This window comes from Photobacterium andalusiense (genome assembly GCF_900185625.1).
In the GTDB taxonomy this organism is placed as follows: Bacteria; Pseudomonadota; Gammaproteobacteria; order Enterobacterales; family Vibrionaceae; genus Photobacterium; species Photobacterium aquimaris.
In genome coordinates this window covers 1-22,512 of the sequence record NZ_FYAJ01000006.1, presented here as the reverse complement: position 1 = coordinate 22,512, position 22,512 = coordinate 1, and the positions used below count along the sequence as shown (strand labels likewise).

Below are 22,512 nucleotides of genomic sequence, written 5' to 3'. Positions count from 1 at the left end.
GCCCCTTTTAATTCATCCTGAAAAAATGCCGGAGCAAGCCCCGGCACTCGTATTTAACTATGGCTTACTAACGTTATTTTTCGTCAACCACTAGATCACCAAAGTATGGCTGCTCCATTGGGTTTACAACATCGGCTGCATGGACATTGGTGCGCGCACCCCATGCTAGGCTTTGCCAATGTAATGGTACAAATGCCGCTTCGTTATATAGCGTTGCTTCCACTTGTTTTAACATTGCAGCACGCTTAGCTGGATCGGTTTCAACATTGGCCTCAGTCACTAACTTATCGACCTCTGGGTTAGAATAGAAACCACAGTTATATTGGCCTTTACCGGTTTTCTCATTACGGGTCATGGTCAAAAACTCAGTCATGTTAGCGGAGTCTTCCGTATCTGCATGCCAACCAATCATCATCATATCAGCAGCACATTTATCAAATTCAGGCCAGTACTGCGCCTTAGGTAAGGTTTTCAAATCAACCTTAATTCCAATTTTTGATAGCATAGCTGCGGTTGCTTGAGCAATTTTGGCATCGTTCACGTAACGGTTATTTGGCGCTAACATGGTCAATGTAAAGCCATTTTCATAACCAGCTTGTTTCATTAATTGCTTGGCTTTTTTAACATCATAACGTGGCACTAACGCACTATCATGACCTTGATAACCCGCAGGGCTTTGTTGACCAGCAGCGGTTGCAAAACCTTTCATAATTTTTTTCACAATGCCTTCATTATTAATCGCATGCACAATTGCTTGACGGACACGGACATCTTTTAATGCTGGATTGCTATTTTGGTTCATTTGAAAAGAAATAATACGCGTACCCGGTAAGGTCACTAAATCAACCCCTGCAGCACTTTTCAGACGCTTATGATCATTAGGTGCGACATGGTCAATCATGTCGACACCACCTGAAAGTAGCGCCGCAACACGAGTGGCATCTTCTTTAATCGGCAATAACGTAATGGTATCAATGTTACCTTTAGAATCTTTATCCCAGTAATCAGCAAAACGAGTAAATTCAACTTTTACCCCTTGCTCACGCTGAGTCACTGTAAAGGGTCCGGTGCCAGACATATTGGTTGAAGCAAATGAGTTACCATGCTTAGCAACTTCAGCTTTGTCTTTACCATCAGCGGTCTTACCGCTGTAAAACTTACTGTCCATTGGGAAAATGTAGGTCGCAGTTTGAAGTACCAATGGGTAAGCGCCTTTTGAAATAATATCGACGGTATAGTCATCGACTTTTTTCATTGCAGAATACGGTTCAAAAATGGCTTTAAAATCGGGTGATGACTGCAGACGATTAAAGGTCCAAATTACATCGTCAGCAGTCAGAGGATTACCTGAGTGAAATTTCACCCCTTGACGTAATGTAAATCGAAAAGTATTAGCATCAATACGCTGCCAGCTTTGTGCTAGACGCGGTTCAAAATCCATTTGCTGAGTAAAACGTACTAGCGGATCAAACACCATGTGCGAAAGCTGCAGTGTACCACCAGATAGTTGCTCATGAGGATCAAGTGAGACTGGATCTGACGCGTAACCTAACTTTAAATCTGCCGCGGTAACACTAAAACTCAACCCTGCAGCAACCAATGCTAGTGCTAATTTATTCTTAATGGTTTTCATTGCATAACTCCTTTATGCCTAAGCGCCATTGCTTAGTCTATATTTCACTTCTTCTCACACATAACAACCGCTTAAGCACGTTGCTGAGGTTTGATTTCTAACCCTTTAAATTCAGGCATTAACGAAATCAAATGCTGGCTATATTGATGCTGTGGTGCGGTAAATAATTGTTCCGTTGCTGCGACTTCTAACAATGTTCCTTGCTGCATCACGCCGATTCGATCACACATTTGACGAATAACGGGTAAATCGTGACTAATAAACAACATCGTCAAATTGAGTTCATCTTGTAGATCTTTTAATAAGTTTAAAATTTGGGCTTGTACTGAAACATCCAGTGCCGATGTTGGCTCATCACAAATCAATAATCGAGGTCGAGTTGCCAATGCGCGCGCAATCGAGATCCGCTGACGTTGACCGCCCGAAAACTCATGCGGAAATTTAATTCCTGCTGCGCGTCCTAAACCAACATGATCCAATAAATCATTCACTATCTGGCGCGTTTGAGCTTCATTGTGGGTTAATTTATGAAATCGAATTGGTTCAGCAATAATGTCAAAAATACGCATTCTTGGGTTCATTGAGGTATAAGGATTTTGAAACACCATTTGCATTTGACGACGCAGTGGACGACGTTCAGCCTCACTTTTTAGCGCAGTCAGATCAATACCTTCAAAACGCACCTTGCCGCTATTGGGTGGATACAAGCCAGCAATCACCCGTGCAATGGTTGATTTACCAGAGCCAGATTCTCCGACTAAGCCAAACGTTTCACCTTCAGCAATATTAAAACTGACATCATTATTGGCTTGAACATATTCACGCCGACTTTCAAATAGTGAATCTTTAGTTATAAAGCGTAAGTTAACGTTTTCAACCTCAAGCAATGCCCCTTTATAAGCACGCTGATCTTGGCTTTGTCCTAACCAATGATTTTTAACATCTAATGCAGGTGCTTGTTGAGCATCTTCAATATAAGTCACCAGAGGAAAACGATTCAGTTTTATATCAGAACGGGGCACGGCTGAAATCAAACTTTGAGTATAAGGATGTTGTGGCCGACGCAGCACTTGCTCGGTAGTGCCAATTTCAACCAAATCACCACGATACATTACCGCAACGCGATCAGTGACATTTGATACCACGCCCATATCATGAGTAACCAGCATACAACCGACATTTTTCTGAACGCATAAATCACGGATCAGAGTTAATATTTGATCTTGAATCGATACATCCAATGCCGTGGTAGGCTCATCTGCAATAATTAAATCTGGCTCACCCGCTAACGCAATAGCTATCACTACCCGTTGACGCATACCGCCTGAAAATTGGTGCGGATATTGTTTAATCCGTAGTTGAGGTTCAGGAATACCCACTTGTTCCATTAATGCCAATGCACGTGTAACTGCTTCAGCTTGTGACACCTTTAAATTAGTAATAATGGTTTCAGTTAATTGCTGCTCAACCGTAAACAAGGGGTTTAATGAGGTCATTGGATCTTGAAAAATAAATCCAATCTTTGAGCCTCGTACTTTTCGCATTTGCTCAGGCGTTAACCCTGATATTTTATTACCATCGAGAAAAACCTCACCGCTGGCGATTTGTCCTGGAGGGCTTAATAAATCAATCACGGCATTACCTACCGTCGATTTACCTGCACCAGATTCTCCAACAACACCGACAATTTCACCGCGCTCAATGGTAAATGACAATGATTTTACTGCTGCATGGGTACCATGACGCGAGGGATATTCTATACGAAGATTTTTTACTTCTAATAATGCCATTATCAGACTCCACTACTGGCAGCATCCTGCCGATCTGAAAAATTAAATCCTTTTCATGCCAATACTATTGTCTGATTGCATGCCTTCCATTCAATCTGTCAAAAATATTACAAAAAAGCAACAACGCAAAGTAAAAAACTATCGCTAATTGTGTTTTTTGAATATTTATTTCATAAAAGCGCATCAATAAACAATAGAGAGCTAAACAAATAACAATTCATAACACACTGAATAACCACAAAACACACCAATCAAACAACACAAAAAACCATCCGACTGTAATCATTGAAAATAATTATCATGAATATATTTTCAAAAAAATCCACAATAACGGTTAACATTTATTAAACAAAATGTCGTTTTTAAAAAAATAAACAGTGATAAAAACCACTTAAAAAATAAAATTTAGCGTATAAAACTATATATAATCTAAATATCAAAACTTAAAACAATGACTGTGACAGCATATTTGCGCGGCTTTTTAGTTTTTTTCCAACGTTATTATTAGATGATGTTTATCGTTTTTTATAGACGAAAAAAAACCTGAATCTTTCGATTCAGGTTTCTTAATGGTGATTGGTGAAGAGCGAGATTCTAATATCAGGGGAACCCCCGCCCCTCTGGCTTTCAACCAATAATACCGATTTACTTTTATACCGACGAAAAAAAACCGTATCTTTCGATACGGTTTTCTTAATAGTGGTTGGTGAAGAGCTAGATTCAAATATCAGCGAACCCCCGACCCTCTGGTCCGCTATTCCTAACATCATTCACTATTTCCTGCAGACGAAAAAAAACCTGAATCTTTCGATTCAGGTTTCTTAATGGTGGTCGGTGAAGAGCTAGATTCTAATATCAGGGGAACCCCCGCCCCTCTGGCTTTCAACCAATAATACCGATTTACTTTTATACCGACGAAAAAAAACCGTATCTTTCGATACGGTTTTCTTAATAGTGGTTGGTGAAGAGCTAGATTCAAATATCAGCGAACCCCCGACCCTCTGGTCCGCTATTCCTAACATCATTCACTATTTCCTGCAGACGAAAAAAAACCTGAATCTTTCGATTCAGGTTTCTTAATGGTGGTCGGTGAAGAGGGATTCGAACCCCCGACCCTCTGGTCCCAAACCAGATGCGCTACCAAACTGCGCTATTCACCGACAATGTTTAGGCTTACAAGGCCAAGGTCTCTAATAAAAGATAACCTGAATAATGGGGTGGCTAACGAGGCTTGAACTCGCGACAACCGGAATCACAATCCGGGACTCTACCAACTGAGCTATAGCCACCATTGTAAGTGGTCGGTGAAGAGGGATTCGAACCCCCGACCCTCTGGTCCCAAACCAGATGCGCTACCAAACTGCGCTATTCACCGACTAAATCGTTACTAAGAAAACAAACCATCTGGTCCGCTAATCCTAGAAGCCTGAGATACGCTATAAAACTACGTTATCACTGACTAAATTCTGTGTGCTTGTAAAACAAGCTGGCTTTAAAAAGCCAACATGCTGACTGGGAGATCAACACATTATAATATGGGGTGGCTAACGAGGCTTGAACTCGCGACAACCGGAATCACAATCCGGGACTCTACCAACTGAGCTATAGCCACCAATGTTTTATTACCTTTGCCAATACGACCGGATGATGGTGCGCCCGAAAGGATTCGAACCTTCGGCCTTTGGCTCCGGAGGCCAACGCTCTATCCAGCTGAGCTACGGGCGCCTTGCCCTATCGACGGAGGTGAATATTACGGATCAGAACGCAACTCGGCAAGTGTTTTTTTTTATTTTTATTCCGCTCGCTGCATTTATCAACAAATCGACGTTGATTCGTGTCATAGATAGTACAACATCGAATTTGATCATTGAATACAGTTGCTATACTTACAATATTGCAACATCTACTTGCAGTGTAAATCACACGCTGGGTAAACCACGTTGAATCACCCCTTCTCATACAACTGGACGTATATAAAGGTGAATAAATGGATCTATTTTTACGACCGTGGCTAATCGCTATTTGTACAGGTATCGGCTTATCAACCACCGTTATTGCTGCTGATATGTCTACCACAGCAATTAGTGAGCGTATAAAGCCTGTAGGAAGTGTTCATCTTGAAGGTTCTCCCCCTGTCGCAGTCACCACGACCTCATCCCGCACAGGACAGGCTATTTATGACCAATATTGTGCCTCTTGCCATAACAGTGGCTTAATGGGAGCACCAAAAAAAGGTGACGCTGATGATTGGGCGGCGAGAGTAAGCCAAGGTGATGCGGTTCTTGCTAAGCATGCAATTGAAGGTTTTAACGCCATGCCTGCCAAAGGAACGTGCATGGACTGCAGTGATGATGAAATTGTTGCAGCAATTAACTATATGATCAAATCTAACTAAGGTTATTGATTAATCAGCCAATCTTAGTATGTTAATAGTAAAATTAGGGGGATCGCTCCCCCTGCATAATAACAGTCAATTAAGCACTATTTTTTAAATAGATTACGAATATTAGCAATATGGGCTTGGCCTTTTTGCATTCGCTCTTCAGCAGTGACCGGTTTACGTTCGCTTTCCCACTCTAAATCATCCTGCGGTAGCTCGTATAAGAATCGACTTGGCTCTGGCTTGATCAGTTCACCATATTGACGCCGTTCTTTACAGAGCGTGAACGTTAACTCCCGTTGCGCGCGGGTGATCCCCACATAAGCTAATCGGCGCTCTTCATCGACATTATCTTCATCAATACTGGTTTGATGCGGCAAAATACCTTCTTCAGTGCCGACTAAAAACACATATGGAAACTCTAGACCTTTTGATGCATGTAGTGTCATTAGCTGTACTTGATCAGCGTCAGTGTCATCTTCCCCACGCTCCATCATGTCGCGCAGAGTTAAGCGCTGTACCACTTCTTTCAGGGTTTTAACTTCATTGTCATAGTTATCACCTTCCAAATCAGCTGTGATCCAACTATAGAGATCGGAGACATTTTTCATTCTCATTTCAGCCGCTTTAGGACTGGCAGATGTTTCGTAGAGCCAATCTTCATAATGAATATCACGTACTAATTGGCGTACAGCTGCAACAGTATCGCCCCGCTCTGCGTTATCTGTCAGCTGATTAATCCAATGAGTAAAACGCTGTAATGACTCTAAACCGCGGCCAGAAAGATGTTGTTCAAGCCCCATTTCAAAACTGGCAGCAAACAAACTTTTTCCACGCATATTGGCGTACGTTCCCAACTTTTCTAGGGTAACTGGACCAATTTCGCGCCGCGGTGTATTCACGATCCGTAGAAAAGCATTATCGTCATCAGGATTGGTTAATACTCGCAGATATGCCATCATATCTTTGATTTCAACTCGCGAGAAAAACGAAGTTCCACCAGAAATTTTATACGGAATCCGGTTTTGCATCAGCGCTTTTTCAAATAATCGCGATTGGTGGTTACCGCGGTATAAAATCGCATAATCTTTATAAGCGGTATTATTCATAAATCGATGCGCAATTAATTCACCCACCACTTTTTCAGCTTCATGCTCTTCATTTTTAGCCGTCAACACTTTCAACATCGCCCCATCAGGGATCGCTGAAAATAGCGCTTTTTCAAATAAGTGCGGGTTATTAGCAATAAGAATGTTTGCCGTTCGTAGAATACGACTGGTCGAACGATAATTTTGCTCAAGTTTAACCACTTTAAGATTGGGAAAATCTTTATTGAGTAAGGCTAAGTTTTCAGGCTGCGCGCCACGCCAGGAATAAATCGACTGATCATCATCACCAACCACAGTAAATCGTGCTCGCTCACCAACCAATAACTTAACGAACAAATACTGACTGGTATTGGTATCTTGGTACTCATCCACCAGCAAATAACGAATTCGATTTTGCCAGCGTTGACGCACTTCTTGATTATCACGCAGCAATAATACTGGCATTAAAATCAGATCATCAAAATCAAGCGCGTTATAGGCCTTCATCTGCCGCTGATACATTTCATAACAATGAGCAAATAATTGATCACGTTCAGTTTGAGCACGGCCAGCGGCATCAACTGGCGCTAACATGTCATTTTTCCAATTCGAAATTGTTGACTGCAATTGCTTCAATAAATCTTTATCACCGTCAAGTTCTTCTTCGGTCAATTCCTTTAATAACGCCATCTGATCTTGATCGTCAAACAATGAAAAATTAGCTTTTAAGCCTAAATATTTACATTCTCGACGCACAATGTTCAGTCCCAACGTATGAAAAGTTGACACCATTAACCCTTTGGATTCTTGACGACCTAATGTTTGACCGACACGCTCTTTCATTTCACGTGCAGCTTTGTTGGTAAAGGTTAATGCCGCAATGTTGCGCGCCTTATAATCACACTGCTGAACCAAGTAAGCGATTTTATTGGTAATAACACGAGTTTTACCTGAGCCGGCGCCGGCTAAAACTAAGCACGGTCCGGAAACGTATTTAACTGCTTCTGTTTGCCTTGGGTTCAGTTTCATTAGTTATCCTGACGTCATTAAAAACGGGCGCATTTTAACGCGCTTTCATTACAACTCTATTCACTTTTAGTTGAATGGCATTGTCGCAATTCATCAACATTTATTCAAAGTTCATTACTTAAAGCAACTTAACATGTAGATTTGTGCTAGATATATTGAGTATCAATGAGACAAAATCATAACCAATTGCACCAAATTCTTAACTTGATTAAATATTAATTATATAAAAGTAAATAATAGTTACACTACTGTTAAATGATAGAATGCCATTTAACAGTTATCATATTGCTTAAATCTAGGAGATTTCATGCGAAAAATCGCAGCCATTGCTACCATTGTCAGTTTGACATTAGGGATATCCGCTTGTGACCAAAGTGAATCCAAAAAGCCAACCCAACAAGCAGCAAAAAGTGTGGCTGTTGGTACACTTAGCGTTACTTCTCATCCACAAGCTATTCACGTCGAACTTCCTGGCCGTAGTAAAGCTTACCTTGAAGCTGAAGTTCGCCCTCAAGTATCAGGCATTATCACTGAACGTAGCTTCAAAGAAGGCAGCAGCGTCAGTAAAGGCCAATCATTATATAGTATCGATTCAGCACCTTATAACGCAGCCTATCTCAGCGCTAAAGCCAGTTTAGCTCAAGCACAAGCAAATCTAGATTCAGCAAAAGCATTGGCTCAACGCAGTGAAACCTTGGTTAACCGCGGTGCTATCAGCAAGCAAACTTATGATGATAATAAAGCAAAATATAAAGTTGCTCTCGCTGGCATTGAAGTCGCAAAAGCCAGTGTTAACAAAGCGAAAATAGATCTTAATTATACCAAAGTTAAAGCCCCTATCGCGGGTCGTATTGGTCAATCATCAGTCACACCAGGTGCACTTGTCAGCGCAGGGCAGGCACAAGTTTTGGCCACCATTCAGCAATTAGATCCAATCAATATCGATATTGCCCAATCGAGCACGCAATTATTACGCCTAAAATCAGCCCTTAAACAAGGTCAACTGCAAGCCAGTGATAATGCTGATGTCGAATTGATCCTTGAAGACGGCAGTGTTTACTCACATCACGGCACACTCCAGTTTGCTGAAGTTAATGTCGATCCTAATACTGGCTCAGTCACCTTACGTGCTGAATTCCCTAACCCTGACGGCGTTTTGCTACCAGGAATGTATGTCCGTGCAGTGCTAAATACTGGCACCGATCCTAAAGCCATTATGATCCCGCAAAAAGCCATTACTCGCAACAGTAAAGGCCAAGCAATTGCAATGGTTGTTGGCGCTGACAACAAAGTAGAATCGCGCACTGTTACCACCGCTGAAGCGATTGATAATCAATGGCGAATTACCAGTGGGCTAAAAGATGGCGATCAAGTGATCGTTGATGGTTTGCAAAAAATTCGTCCAGGTGTCGTCGTTGATCCAACACTGATAACAGTTACTCACTCACAATAATAGGGAAAGTAAACTATGGCTCGTTTCTTTATCGATCGCCCTATTTTTGCTTGGGTGATCGCGATTATCGTCATGCTAGCTGGCGTACTGTCCATTTTAAAATTACCGGTTTCTCAGTACCCTAGTATTGCACCACCCACAGTTGTTATTAGTGCTAGCTACCCCGGCGCTAATGCGAAAACCATGGAAGATACCGTTACTCAAGTTATCGAACAACGGATGACAGGTATTGATAACCTGCGCTACTTATCGTCAACCAGTGACAGTTTTGGTAATACCCAAATAACCCTGACCTTTAATGCTGAGGCTGATCCTGATATTGCTCAGGTTCAGGTTCAAAATAAGTTGCAGTCCGCATTGCCACTATTGCCAATGGAAGTGCAACAGCAAGGGGTGAAGGTTAACAAAGCCAGCTCCAGCTTTTTAATGGTGGTCGGATTCTATTCCGAAGATGGCTCAATGGATAAAAACGACATTTCGGACTACATCAGTTCCAATGTTGCTGATCCAATGAGTCGTGTTCCAGGTGTTGGTGAGATTCAAACTTTTGGTGCCCAGTATGCAATGCGTATTTGGCTTGATCCGCTTAAACTAACAAAATATAACCTCACAAGTATTGATGTTATTAATGCCATTAAAGAACAAAATGCTCAGGTTTCAGCAGGTCAACTAGGTGCCTCACCATCGTTACCAGGTCAAGAGCTTAACGCGACCGTCTCCGCTCAAAGCCGTTTAAAAACTCCTGCTCAGTTTGAAAAAATTATCCTTAAATCCGATCCTTCGGGCGCAAAAGTGTTATTAAAAGACGTCGCTCGAGTTGAACTTGGCGCTGAAAGTTATGCCGTGCAGGTGTTCTATAATGGTAAACAAGCCAGTGGTATTGGTATTAAACTCGCCACAGGGGCCAACGCCTTAGCCACAGCAGAAGCAGTTAAAGCAAAGATTAATGAGCTTAAACCGTTCTTCCCTGAAGGATTACAAGCGGTTTATCCCTACGACACCACGCCATTTGTTGAAAAATCCATTGAAGGTGTAGTCCATACGTTATTTGAAGCAGTGGCATTGGTATTTATTATCATGTTCCTGTTCCTCCAAAATTTCCGCGCTACATTAATTCCAACTATTGCGGTTCCAGTGGTATTACTCGGTACCTTCGCTGTACTTTCTATCGCTGGCTATTCAATAAACACCCTCACTATGTTTGCAATGGTACTTGCTATCGGCTTGCTGGTTGATGATGCGATTGTCGTCGTAGAAAACGTTGAACGAGTAATGCATGAGGAAGGCTTAGGTCCAGTTGAAGCGACGCGTAAATCAATGGATCAAATTACGGGTGCCTTAGTCGGTATAGCCTTAACACTATCCGCGGTATTTGTTCCAATGGCATTTATGTCAGGCTCTACCGGCGTTATTTATCGCCAGTTCTCTATAACCATTGTGACTGCAATGTCACTATCGGTAATGGTGGCAGTGATCCTTACACCAGCCTTGTGTGCAACGATGCTTAAACCAGTTGCTCATGGTAGCAATGACAAAGGCTTCTTTGGCTGGTTTAACCGCACCTTTGATAACTTAACCAACCGTTACGAAGCTAGCGTTGCGGCAATGATTAAACGCTCTATTCGAGTGATGTTTATCTTCCTTGGCTTAACCGTTGCTGTGGGTTGGATCTTTATGCGCATGCCAACTTCGTTCTTACCAGATGAAGACCAAGGAATTTTATTTAGTCAGGCAATATTGCCGGTTAACTCAACCCAAGAACAAACTCAAAAAGTTATGGACCAAGTGTCTGATTACTATTTAACCCAAGAGGCTGACAGCGTCGCCAGTGTATTTAGTGTCTCAGGCTTTAGTTTTGCCGGTAACGGTCAAAATATGGGTATGGCCTTTGTCGGCTTAAAAGATTGGTCTGATCGCCAATTACCAGGCATGGATGTTAAATCGATCGTGAATCGCTCGATGGGTTATTTCCAAAAAATCAAAAATGCGATGGTATTTTCGTTTGCGCCACCAGCGGTGATCGAGCTCGGTACTGCCAGTGGTTTTGATTTCTACCTTCAAGATCGTAGTGGTCAAGGGCATGACAAGTTAATTGCTGCACGTAATCAATTACTGCAATTAGCTGCTGAAAACCCTAATTTGGTTGGCGTTCGTCCAAATGGTCAAGAAGATGCACCTATGTACCAAATTAATATTGATCAAGCCAAAATACGTGCACTGGGAATTGATATTAACTCTGTCAACAAAGTACTCGGTACCGCATGGGGTAGCTCTTATGTTAACGACTTTATTGATCGTGGCCGAGTAAAGAAAGTCTTCGTTCAAGGTGATGCTCAATACCGCATGAAACCTGGCGATCTTGATAGCTGGTATGTACGTAATAACCAAGGTGAAATGGTGCCATTCTCGGCCTTTGCTACCGGTGAATGGCAATATGCGTCACCGCGTCTAGAACGTTTCAACGCCACTCCTGCTGTGAATATTCAAGGCAGTGTGGTTAATGGTTACAGTACAGGCCAAGCAATGCTTGATATTGAAGCGATGGTCAAGAAATTACCACCAGGGTTTGGCGTTGAATGGAATGGCTTATCGTATGAAGAACGCCTATCGGGTAACCAAGCACCAATGCTATACGCGTTATCTATCTTGGTGGTGTTCTTAGTACTTGCTGCGTTATATGAAAGCTGGTCAGTACCTTTTGCTGTAGTACTAGTAGTGCCGCTTGGAATCATTGGTGCGCTGCTAGCAATGAATGCGCGCGGGATGCCTAACGATGTATTCTTCCAAGTAGGCTTATTAACCACCGTTGGTTTAGCAACCAAAAATGCCATTTTGATTGTCGAGTTTGCTAAAGAGTACTACGAGAAAGGCGCAGGGCTGGTTGAAGCTACCTTGCATGCGGTGCGTGTACGTTTGCGTCCAATCATCATGACCTCGCTCGCGTTTGGTCTTGGTGTGGTGCCATTAGCTATCAGTACTGGCGTTGGCTCGGGGGGTAAAAATGCCATTGGTACCGCGGTACTTGGCGGCATGTTGAGCTCAACCTTCTTAGGTATTTTCTTCATTCCGATTTTCTTTGTGGTAGTTGAACGTATCTTTAGTCGTGGTAAAACCAAACCAACATCTGACAATACGCCACCAACTCAACCTCATTAATCAATTGGTAATCTAGAACCATAGCAGCCCGTATCTATCTTGATGCGGGCTTTTTATTACTTTTTCACTTGAAAAAACCGCCTTATCACGGCGAATAAGTATATTGGCACTTATGGGAACCTTGCAATATTCTTAATAATGATACAAAAGCTTAAATAAGACTTGCGAATCAATCATCAAATCCTACAATAGCCCAGTGAATGAACATTCATTCATTCTATTTGTACCGAATATAAGCAGTTATGACAGATAAAAAAGAGCGCATATTAACAGCAACTGAAAAACTTTTAGCCACCCATGGCTTTCATGGTCTATCAATGCAGATGGTTGCTAAAGAAGCTCAAGTTGCAACAGGCACTATTTATCGCTACTTCGATGATAAAGATGATCTACTATTCCAACTACATGAATATATTTTAGGTTATATCGCGAACAAAATTAGCCAGAATATTAGCGATAGTATGTCACTTAAACAGCGTTACCGTACGATGTGGCTCAATTTGTGGCAAATGTCGGTAAGTGGTAATGCGCCGTTAATCAATCAAGGGCAATTTCAGAATTTGCCCCGTAAAAATGCCCATGAAAGAAAAGCATTAAATAAACACCTTTTTAGCTGCGTCAATCAAATGTTTGACGAAGGTAAAGCCTGCAACCTATTTAAACCGCTTGATAATGAAATTTTAAGCACACTTAGCCTTGAGACGAGTTGTTATTTAGCCCGTCGAAAAATCAATGGTGGATTAGAGATCACTGATAGCGAACTAAATGCCGCTATTAATGCCTCTTGGGACGCCATTATTCAGCATTAACATTGTAATTCCGGAGCATACCTCATAATGAAAAAATGGATCGTGATGTTACTTCTTGCTCTTCTGTTATTTGGAAGTGTAATTGGTTTCAATCTTTTTAAAGAACATAAAATAGCTGAATATATGGCTAATATGCCGGAAGCAAACTATCCGGTAACCGCCACTACCACTAAAGCTGAAAACTGGCACCCTGCACTTCAGGCAATTGGTTTTATTGAACCAATGCAAGGTGTAACCCTAACTTCAGAAGCTGCTGGTGTGATCAGCAAAATCAATTTTGAATCAGGCCAGAAAGTAAAAGCCGGACAATTATTGGTGTCAATAAACTCCAATGTTGAGCAATCGAGCTTACAAAGTACTGAAGCAAAATTACCCTCAGTAAAAGCTTCTTACCTACGTTACAAAGATCTTTATCGTAAAGGTTCAGTATCAAAATCTAGCCTTGATGAAGCTAAAGCTAACTACCTCGCATTAGTGGCTCAAATCAAATCATTAAAAGAATCTATTCAACGTCGTAATATCAGCGCACCTTTTGCCGGTGAGATTGGTCTACGTAATGTTTACTTAGGTCAATATATTCAACCTGGTACTAAAATTATTCGTTTAGAAGACACCACGACGATGCGTTTCCGCTTTACGGTTCCGCAAACGGATATTTCTAAAATCAAAATTGGCCAAACGGTTGATATCAGCATCGATGCTTATAAAGATACTAACTTTAAAGGTCTAATTACTGCGATTGAACCTGCGGTTAACGCTCAAACAGGTTTGATTCAGGTACAAGCTGATATTCCTAACAGCGGCGGCATGCTGCGCAGTGGTATGTTTGCACGCGCACGTGTTATTCAACCTGTTATCGCTGATCAAATCGTGGTGCCTCAAACCGCCATTACTTACACCCTTTACGGTGATACGGTGTATGTACTGCGCAACGTTGATGGCAAATTACGTGCAATGCAGACAGTGGTAACTACAGGTCTAAACAAAGGTAACAAAGTACGCATTCTTTCAGGCTTAAAAGCTGGAGAGCAGATCGTAACTAGCGGCCAAATTCGTCTTAGCAACAAGTCATTAGTGCACATCGTTGAAAATGACGCACTGAAGGCTCCTGCTGAAATCCCATTGCTGTAACTGGAGAACGCTCAGGATGCGCTTTACTGATATATTCATCAGACGCCCGGTACTAGCAATTTCGATCAGTTTAATGATCGCATTGCTGGGTCTACAGGCGATTTTCAAAATGCAGGTTCGGCAATATCCGGACATGACTAACACTGTAGTAACCGTAAGTACGGCTTACTACGGTGCTAGTGCTGACCTTATTCAAGGGTTTATCACCCAACCACTAGAGCAAGCTATTGCTCAGGCCGATAATATCGACTACATCACCGCCCAAAGTACTATGGGTATGTCGACGATTACCGTGCAAATGAAATTGAACACCAACCCAAATGCTGCCTTGGCTGATATCCTTGCCAAAGTAAACTCGGTGCGGGCTCAATTACCTAAAGAAACTCAAGATCCAACCATCGCCCTCTCTACAGGTGGCGGTACTGGAGTGCTCTATCTTGGTTTTACCAGTAAAACATTAAGCTCAAGCCAAATCACTGACTACATCGAACGAGTAGTAAAACCGCAGTTATTTACGGTAGGTGGTGTGGCAAAAGTTGATATGTATGGCGGTGTACCTTTTGCACTGCGGGTATGGCTTGATCCACAAAAAATGGCAGCATTTAACTTATCTGCCAGTGATGTAACTCAAGTACTACAAGCTAACAACTACCAATCTGCTGTCGGTCAAACCAACAATGATTTCGTACTCTACAACGGTAGTGCTAACACTCAAGCAAATAGCCCTGAGTCACTAGAAAAACTGGTTGTATCAAGTGATAAAGGTCAAGTGATCCGCTTAGGTGACATAGCCAAGGTAACCTTATCGCGCAGCAGCGATAGCTACCGCGCAACAGCCAACGGCCAAGAAGCGGTTGTGGGTGCGATTGAAGCGGCACCAAGTGCTAACCCAATCAACATCGCCAAAGATGTTATCAACCTACTACCAACCATTGAACGTAACATGCCAAGCACCATCAAAATGACGGTGATGTATGACTCAACAATTGCGATTAATGATTCTATTCATGAGGTTATTAAAACCATTCTTGAAGCGGCATTAATTGTATTAGTCGTTATTGCATTGTTTATCGGTTCACTACGTTCAGTCATTATTCCAATCATTACGATTCCATTATCGTTGATTGGTGTCGCGCTGGTGATGCAACTGTTTGGTTTCTCATGGAACCTCATGACACTGCTGGCTCTGGTATTGGCTATCGGCCTAGTGGTCGATGATGCTATCGTGGTACTAGAAAACGTTGAACGGCATATTAAGTTGGGGCAAACGCCATTTAGAGCAGCCATTATTGGTACTCGTGAAATTGCAGTACCCGTTATTTCAATGACGATTGCATTAGGTGCGGTATATGCACCGATTGCACTAATGGGCGGTTTAACCGGTTCATTATTTAAAGAGTTTGCGTTAACCCTTGCAGGTGCGGTATTTATTTCAGGGATCATTGCCTTAACATTATCACCAGTAATGTGTGCAACTTTCCTTAAACAAAATGAAGCGCCAAATAAATTTGAATTAATGGTTCACGGCTTTCTTGATCGTTTAACACTACGTTATGAGAAAATGCTAAGTGGCATCATGCACATGCGTTCAGTTGTGATCGTATTTGCAATTTGTGCTTGTGCAAGCTTACCGTTCTTATTTAAATTTATTCCAAGCGAACTCGCTCCAGCTGAAGATAATGGCGTGGTAGTGTTTATGGGTACAGCCCCAGCTAACGCTAACCTTGATTTCATTCAAGACACCATGGATCAAGTTAACAAAGTACTTACTGAGCAAAAAAGCGTCCAATATGCGCAAATTTTCTCAGGTATTCCATCGGCTAACCAAGCATTTGGTCTTGCAACATTGAAACCATGGAGCCAACGCGATCAAAGCCAAACTGAAGTTGCGAATGAAGTAACGAAAAAGATTAAAAATATTCCACAAATGGCTGTCACTGCTTTCCAAATGCCAAGCCTTCCAGGCGCAGGTTCTGGTTTGCCAGTACAGTTTGTTATCACCACACCTAACAACTTTAAGAGCCTCTACCAAGTTGCTTCTGAAATGTTGGCAAAGGTTAAAGATAACCCAATGTTTGTCTACTCAGATTTAGACTTGAAGTATGACTCTGCAACGATGAACATTGATATCGATAAAGATAAAGCTGGTGCTTATGGCGTTACCATGCAAGCAATTGGTAATACGTTAAGTACGATGCTAGCCGGTGGTGATATTAACCGTGTTGATATTTTAGGCCGCTCTTACAAGGTGATCCCACAAGTTGAGCGTAAAGATCGTTTTAATCCTAAAGATTTAAACAATTACTACGTCAAAACAAATAGTGGTGATTTAATTCCATTGGGTAGCTTAGTGACTATTAAAGTCACGCCAGCGCCACCAACATTACCAAGCTTTAACCAACAAAATGCGGCAACCATCGGCGCAGTATTAGCCCCTGGAACCTCAATCGGTGAAGCAGTAAATTGGTTAAATACTGAATCGGCAAAAGTATTACCAAAAGGCTACGGTCATAACTACTTAGGTGAAAGCCGTCAGTACGTTACGGAAGGTAATGCGCTATACGCTACATTTGGTCTAGCATTGGCAATTATTTTCTTGGTACTTGCGATTCAATTTGAATCATTACGCGATCCATTAGTGATTCTAGTATCAGTACCATTAGCTATTTGTGGTGCACTGATTGCCCTCGCATGGGGTGCAACAACACTCAATATTTACTCGCAGATAGGTTTGATAACCCTCATAGGCTTGATAACCAAACACGGTATATTGATTTGTGAAGTTGCCAAAGAAGAACAGCTCTACCATGGTAAGAACCGCATGGATGCAGTTATGGAAGCTGCGAAGATCCGTCTTCGTCCAATCCTAATGACAACATGTGCGATGATTGCAGGTCTAGTACCACTGTTATACGCATCAGGTGCTGGTGCAGCATCACGCTTCAGTATTGGTATTGTTATCGTTGCCGGTTTATCTATCGGTACGTTATTTACTTTGTTTGTATTGCCAGTTATTTATACGTTCTTGGCAAGTGAACATAAGCCATTACCAGTATTTGTTGAAGAAGATGATGGTTTAGACAACCACTTCTAATTAAGCCATGAAAAAAAGGGCGCTGAATCATCAGCGCCCTTTTCTTTTCACTACAGCGCCGATTACAATAACTCACAACGATTTTCGCAACGGAGTAAGCGGATCATGTTTGATTCAAAGAAACTTGAACAAGTAGCTAAACAAATTCAAGACGCAATGCCAAAGCCAGTTAAAGATCTTGGTAATGACGTTGAACAAAAAGTACGTCAAGTGATCCAATCACAACTTGGTAAATTGGATGTTGTCACTCGAGAAGAGTTTGACGTTCAAACCCAAGTACTATTACGCACTCGCCAAAAGCTTACTGAGCTTGAACAAAAACTAGCAGCATTTGAAGCCAAGCTTAATGCTGATGACAACAATAATGCTTAACTAGCTATTGTAGCATCGACAAAAAAGCCCAGTTCTCATCAAACTGGGCTTTCTTTGAATTAGTATTTGTATTGAAGTTTAACCACCAACAGCAATGTGCTTCATGTCTTTCATGTAACCACGTAATTGCTTACCGATCACTTCAACTGGATGGTTACGTAATGCTTCATTGACTTCAATTAACTTTTGATTATCGACAAAGTTAGTTGTTGCTGACAGCCCCTTACCAATCACATCAGTATTCACAGTTGCCATAAAATGATCACGTAATAGCGGCGTCGCCACATTAGCAAATAAGTAGTTACCGTACTCAGCAGTATCAGAAATAACTACGTTCATCTCATACAGACGCTTACGGGCAACAGTATTGGCAATTAAAGGCAGTTCATGTAATGACTCATAATATGCAGACTCATCAATAATGCCTGATGCCGTCATCGCTTCAAAGGCTAACTCAACCCCAGCACGTACCATTGCTACCATCAAAATACCATTATCAAAGTATTCTTGTTCAGAAATTTGAAGATCTGAGGTTGGATAATTTTCAAATTGTGTTTCAGCCGTTTCCCCACGCCAGCCCAATAATTCAGCGTCGTCGTTAGCCCAATCAGCCATCATCGTACTTGAGAAATGGCCAGAAATAATGTCATCCATATGTTTGTTATATAGTGGACGCATAAGATCTTTTAGCTGCTCAGATAAATCAAACGCAGCAACTTTAGCTGGGTTTGAAAGACGATCCATCATATGAGTAACACCGCCAAACTTTAGTGCTTCTGTGATCGTTTCCCAACCATATTGAAGTAACTTACCTGCATATTCTGGTGCAATACCATCAGCAAGCATTTTCTCATAACAGACAATTGAGCCCGCTTGCAGCATGCCACATAAAATAGTTTGCTCACCCATCAAGTCAGACTTCACTTCAGCCACAAACGATGACTCAAGCACACCCGCACGATGACCCCCAGTTGCAGCAGCCCATGCTTTAGCAATTTCAAGGCCATCAGCTTGTGGATCGTTTTCAGGGTGAACCGCAATCAAAGTGGGTACACCAAAACCACGTTTATATTCTTCACGCACTTCTGTGCCTGGACACTTAGGTGCAACCATGACGACAGTTAAATCTTTACGGATTTGCATACCTTCTTCAACGATATTAAAACCGTGAGAGTAACCCAATGCCGCACCTTGCTTCATCAGTGGCATCACTGTTTCAACTACATTAGTGTGTTGTTTATCTGGTGTCAGATTCACCACTAAATCAGCTTGTGGAATCAGTTGTTCATAGCTACCAACTTCAAAACCATTATCACGCGCATTTTTAAATGAAGGACGTTGCTCATCAATAGCAGCTTGACGCAAGGCATAAGCAACATTCAAGCCTGAATCACGCATATTAAGGCCTTGGTTGAGACCTTGTGCACCACATCCGACAATAACAACTCTTTTACCCTTAAGGTAATCCGCTTCAGTCGCAAACTCAGCACGATCCATAAAACGACAACGGCCCAGTTGATCTAACTGCTGGCGTAAATTTAAAGTATTGAAATAATTAGCCATAACAACAAACTCCGTGAAAAATATTAATCCTTGGTTCGATATTTATTTATCGAATAGATTGATAGTAGATCAGGTAACTTGTTGCGCAAAGTGCTATATTCACAACAATCAATTGCAAATTATGCAACATAAGCCAATGAACATTAAAAACTTGCAACTTTTTATTCACCTCAGTGATTCGTTAAGTTTTCATCACACAGCACAATCAATGCACATCAGTCCATCAGCCCTTAGTCGCGTTATTCAACGTCTAGAGCAAGAGTTAGGGCAAAGCTTATTCAATCGCGACAATCGTCATGTTGAGCTTACTATGGCAGGGAAAAAACTAATCCCAGTCGCGACCACGATTATTGCTAACTGGCTATCACTAAAAACGGAATTACACAGTGATAGCTCAATACTTCAAGGAAAGTTAAAAATATTTTGCTCTGTCACCGCAAGTTATACCCATTTGCCTGCAATATTAACGGCTTTTCGCCAACGTTATCCGCAAATAGAAATTCAGTTATTAACAGGAGACTCTGCACTAGCGATCGATAAAGTCCTTACAGATGAAGCAGATGTCGCTATTACTGCTAAACCAGAACAACTTTCAACTAAATTAACTTATATAGAATTAGATCATATTCCAATGTCCGTGATCTCGCCTACTATTGCGCCGCCAGCGATTCAACAACTATTAGATCAAGGGCCAAATTGGCAAGCGCTGCCTTTTATTATTGCTGAGTCAGGTCCAGCAAGATCGCGGGCTAATTCGTGGTTTAAACAAAAAAAGATTTCACCACCTATTTATGCGCAAATTTCTGGCCATGAAGCCATTGTCAGTATGGTTGCTTTGGGGTGTGGTATTGGAATTGCGCCTGATGTTGTTATCAATAACAGCCCAATGAGTGATAAAGTGCAGCGTTTTCCTGCTGAGTTGATTACACCATTAAGTTTAGGTCTTTGTTGTAAACAATCACGCCATCAAGAAAATATATTAAAAGCATTACTTCAATTATTTTAACATTGCTATATCAATGCCTTGCCTCCGCTAATTTATTGCATTGAAAAAGGAAATTTTCATGACACACGCAATTTTAACGCATTCATACTGTTCAGATTTTTATGCAGAACACGGTTATCAATTTTTAAAAAAAGTCGCTCAAGACTTTCCTGTTCCACCTAATCTGGTGATCTTTTCAGTGATGCACTGCTATGAAGGCTCTTTACCCTACATTAATGTGTTAGCACAAATAGCTCATCCGTTAGTTTTTATTCCCAAAAATGCTACGGCAGATGCTAACCCAGAGCTATTACAAACCATTAATCAAATAACCAACTGTAACGTCGTCAACCCGAGTTACAATAAGGAGTCCTTACGCGATCCTCTTCATTGTGAAGCGCTTATTCGTCAATATATCACTCACGATAGCCCTTTTTTAATTCTTGATCATGGTGGCTACTTTGCCAATGCCAGTGAGCATTTATGCCGCGTATTTCAACAACAATTAGTCGGTATTACAGAATTAACTGCCAATGGTTTATATAAATATTGTAATAAGAATATTGAGAAGCCTTTAGTGACCGTTTCTCATCTAAGTATCAAAACGCCTGCAGACACAGAAGCCTCCGAATGTATTGTCCATTATTCTGATCAAATCTTACGAGAAGAATTTGGACTAAAAATTAATAATGCTGGTTTTTTAAGAGTCGGAGTTATTGGAGCAGGTAACCTTGGACGTGGGATAATCAAGCATCTACAAAACAAAGATATTTGTAATCTTCACATTTTTGACCAAGATCCTCGCCGACTAACGCAATTTCCACGAGATGGTGTTCATGTTTGTTCACTTGAACATCTGGTACAACAATGCAATATGGTATTTTGCTGTACAGGTAATGGAGCATTAAGTGCAGAAGTATTTGACCATTTAACCCAGCCTCTTTTTATTACCACAGTAACTTCTGCTGATGACGAACTTCGCCTGCCTGAATTAATCAATCAGGGTGTATTAACCGAGGTTAGTCGCAACCAATTAGTCAAAGAGTACCAAACCCGTAATGGTATTTGTGTTTACCTACTTGCTGGCGGCGAATCTGCGAATACTCCCTTTAAAACAGGAATGGGTGATCCAACACTATATTTATTTGAAGCCGCACATATGTTGGCAGGGTTACTATTACTTAATCACCCACAACAGTTTACTGATGGTATTCAAGCATTATCAGATAATGATGAAATAATGATCGCCCAGCAATGGCTAACGCATTTCTATAATTATAAGTAAAATAACCACACTCAAAAAAAACGCCCCAATATCTATTGGGGCGTTTTTATATATGGTTAAGGTCTTTTGAGTGCCTAAAATCCGTTACCTAACATTGTTGTCGAGGCTTTCTTGAAGATAGATGGAGTTACGATATTTGAACGTCACAACACGCGCTGATTTTCGGTAAGGCGAATCCGCTGCTGTACCAATTAACGCAACAAGCATAAATTACAGATAGCAAAAAGGCTCATATCTTTCGATATAAGCCTTCTTTAATATGGCAGGGGTTGCGATATTCAAACTTTACAACACGCGCTGATTTTCGGTATGGCGAATCCGCTACTCTGCCAATTAAGGCAACAAGCATAAATTACAGATAGCAAAAAGGCTCATATCTTTCGATATGAGCCTTCTTTAATATGGCAGGGGTGGAGAGATTCGAACTCCCAACACGCGGATTTGGAATCCGCTGCTCTGCCAGTTGGAGCTACACCCCTGTAGTTATTTTAAAGACTTAACTATGTCTTAAATAAATGGCGGAGTGGACGGGACTCGAACCCGCGACCCCCGGCGTGACAGGCCGGTATTCTAACCAACTGAACTACCACTCCGCAGTGTCTATTCAGCATTTAAGCAATTTAAAGCCTGGCGATGTCCTACTCTCACATGGGGAGACCCCACACTACCATCGGCGCTATTACGTTTCACTACTGAGTTCGGCATGGGATCAGGTGGGTCCATAACGCTATGGTCGCCAAGCAA

The 22,512-nt window shown here is 41.6% G+C and carries 13 protein-coding genes, 7 tRNA genes and 1 rRNA gene; 9 read left to right on the top strand and 12 right to left on the bottom strand.

The window, feature by feature from the left end; all coding sequences use genetic code 11:
- Window positions 1–73: 73 nt before the first annotated feature.
- From PAND9192_RS14050 to PAND9192_RS14015, 7 genes are all read right to left on the bottom strand, one after another.
- Window positions 74–1,633, bottom strand: coding sequence for an ABC transporter substrate-binding protein (locus tag PAND9192_RS14050; protein WP_087854296.1), 1,560 nt, complete (start codon window positions 1,631–1,633; stop codon window positions 74–76).
- Window positions 1,634–1,704: 71 nt separating this feature from the next.
- Complete coding sequence (locus PAND9192_RS14045) at window positions 1,705–3,423, bottom strand: dipeptide ABC transporter ATP-binding protein (RefSeq protein WP_060999701.1); 1,719 nt, start codon at window positions 3,421–3,423, stop codon at window positions 1,705–1,707.
- Between the two features lie 1,083 nt (window positions 3,424–4,506).
- A tRNA-Pro gene (locus PAND9192_RS14035) sits at window positions 4,507–4,583 on the bottom strand.
- A gap of 53 nt (window positions 4,584–4,636) precedes the next feature.
- A tRNA-His gene (locus PAND9192_RS14030) sits at window positions 4,637–4,712 on the bottom strand.
- Window positions 4,713–4,721: 9 nt separating this feature from the next.
- Window positions 4,722–4,798, bottom strand: a tRNA-Pro gene (locus PAND9192_RS14025).
- A gap of 161 nt (window positions 4,799–4,959) precedes the next feature.
- Window positions 4,960–5,035: transfer RNA gene (locus PAND9192_RS14020), tRNA-His, on the bottom strand.
- Between the two features lie 36 nt (window positions 5,036–5,071).
- Window positions 5,072–5,148 (bottom strand) — tRNA-Arg (locus PAND9192_RS14015).
- Between the two features lie 262 nt (window positions 5,149–5,410).
- On the opposite strand from PAND9192_RS14015, the gene PAND9192_RS14010 reads away from it, so the two are divergent.
- Window positions 5,411–5,818 carry a c-type cytochrome gene (locus tag PAND9192_RS14010; protein ID WP_087854294.1) on the top strand — a complete coding sequence of 136 codons (408 nt, stop codon included), beginning with the start codon at window positions 5,411–5,413 and terminating at the stop codon, window positions 5,816–5,818.
- An 86-nt stretch (window positions 5,819–5,904) separates the two neighbouring features.
- On the opposite strand, the gene rep is transcribed toward PAND9192_RS14010, so the two are convergent.
- Window positions 5,905–7,920, bottom strand: coding sequence for a DNA helicase Rep (gene rep / locus PAND9192_RS14005; RefSeq protein ID WP_087822004.1), 2,016 nt, complete (start codon window positions 7,918–7,920; stop codon window positions 5,905–5,907).
- Window positions 7,921–8,227: 307 nt separating this feature from the next.
- On the opposite strand from rep, the gene PAND9192_RS14000 reads away from it, so the two are divergent.
- The 6 genes from PAND9192_RS14000 to ubiK all read left to right on the top strand — a co-directional run bounded on the left by PAND9192_RS14000 (window position 8,228) and on the right by ubiK (window position 17,935).
- A complete protein-coding gene (locus PAND9192_RS14000; RefSeq protein WP_087854293.1) occupies window positions 8,228–9,373 on the top strand; it encodes an efflux RND transporter periplasmic adaptor subunit in 1,146 nt (381 codons plus the stop codon).
- A gap of 15 nt (window positions 9,374–9,388) precedes the next feature.
- Window positions 9,389–12,529 (top strand): efflux RND transporter permease subunit, encoded by a 3,141-nt coding sequence (locus tag PAND9192_RS13995; RefSeq protein WP_087854292.1) that lies wholly within the window; start codon window positions 9,389–9,391, stop codon window positions 12,527–12,529.
- A 242-nt stretch (window positions 12,530–12,771) separates the two neighbouring features.
- Window positions 12,772–13,338, top strand: a complete 567-nt coding sequence (locus tag PAND9192_RS13990; RefSeq protein WP_087854291.1) for a TetR/AcrR family transcriptional regulator — start codon at window positions 12,772–12,774, stop codon at window positions 13,336–13,338.
- A gap of 27 nt (window positions 13,339–13,365) precedes the next feature.
- Entirely contained in the window at window positions 13,366–14,469 is a 1,104-nt protein-coding gene (locus PAND9192_RS13985; protein WP_060999689.1) for an efflux RND transporter periplasmic adaptor subunit, read from the top strand.
- Window positions 14,470–14,485: 16 nt separating this feature from the next.
- A complete protein-coding gene (locus tag PAND9192_RS13980) occupies window positions 14,486–17,563 on the top strand; it encodes a multidrug efflux RND transporter permease subunit (RefSeq protein ID WP_087854290.1) in 3,078 nt (1,025 codons plus the stop codon).
- 105 nt (window positions 17,564–17,668) lie between these two features.
- On the top strand, window positions 17,669–17,935 hold the full coding sequence (gene ubiK, locus PAND9192_RS13975; RefSeq protein WP_060999685.1) for a ubiquinone biosynthesis accessory factor UbiK: 267 nt from the start codon (window positions 17,669–17,671) through the stop codon (window positions 17,933–17,935).
- A gap of 78 nt (window positions 17,936–18,013) precedes the next feature.
- On the opposite strand, the gene ilvC is transcribed toward ubiK, so the two are convergent.
- Window positions 18,014–19,498: a ketol-acid reductoisomerase gene (gene ilvC, locus PAND9192_RS13970; protein WP_087854289.1), complete on the bottom strand. Its 1,485-nt coding sequence runs from the start codon at window positions 19,496–19,498 to the stop codon at window positions 18,014–18,016.
- A 136-nt stretch (window positions 19,499–19,634) separates the two neighbouring features.
- Here ilvC and ilvY point away from each other — a divergent pair, with 136 nt between their 5' ends.
- Together ilvY and PAND9192_RS13960 are read left to right on the top strand one after the other, a co-directional pair.
- Window positions 19,635–20,504, top strand: coding sequence for an HTH-type transcriptional activator IlvY (ilvY, locus tag PAND9192_RS13965; protein ID WP_087854432.1), 870 nt, complete (start codon window positions 19,635–19,637; stop codon window positions 20,502–20,504).
- A gap of 58 nt (window positions 20,505–20,562) precedes the next feature.
- Window positions 20,563–21,768 carry an NAD(P)-binding domain-containing protein gene (locus PAND9192_RS13960; protein ID WP_087854288.1) on the top strand — a complete coding sequence of 402 codons (1,206 nt, stop codon included), beginning with the start codon at window positions 20,563–20,565 and terminating at the stop codon, window positions 21,766–21,768.
- 402 nt (window positions 21,769–22,170) lie between these two features.
- On the opposite strand, the gene PAND9192_RS13955 is transcribed toward PAND9192_RS13960, so the two are convergent.
- From PAND9192_RS13955 to rrf, 3 genes are all read right to left on the bottom strand, one after another.
- Window positions 22,171–22,247: transfer RNA gene (locus tag PAND9192_RS13955), tRNA-Trp, on the bottom strand.
- Window positions 22,248–22,284: 37 nt separating this feature from the next.
- A tRNA-Asp gene (locus PAND9192_RS13950) sits at window positions 22,285–22,361 on the bottom strand.
- A 32-nt stretch (window positions 22,362–22,393) separates the two neighbouring features.
- Window positions 22,394–22,509: ribosomal RNA gene (gene rrf / locus PAND9192_RS13945) — 5S ribosomal RNA — on the bottom strand.
- Window positions 22,510–22,512 lie beyond the last annotated feature (3 nt).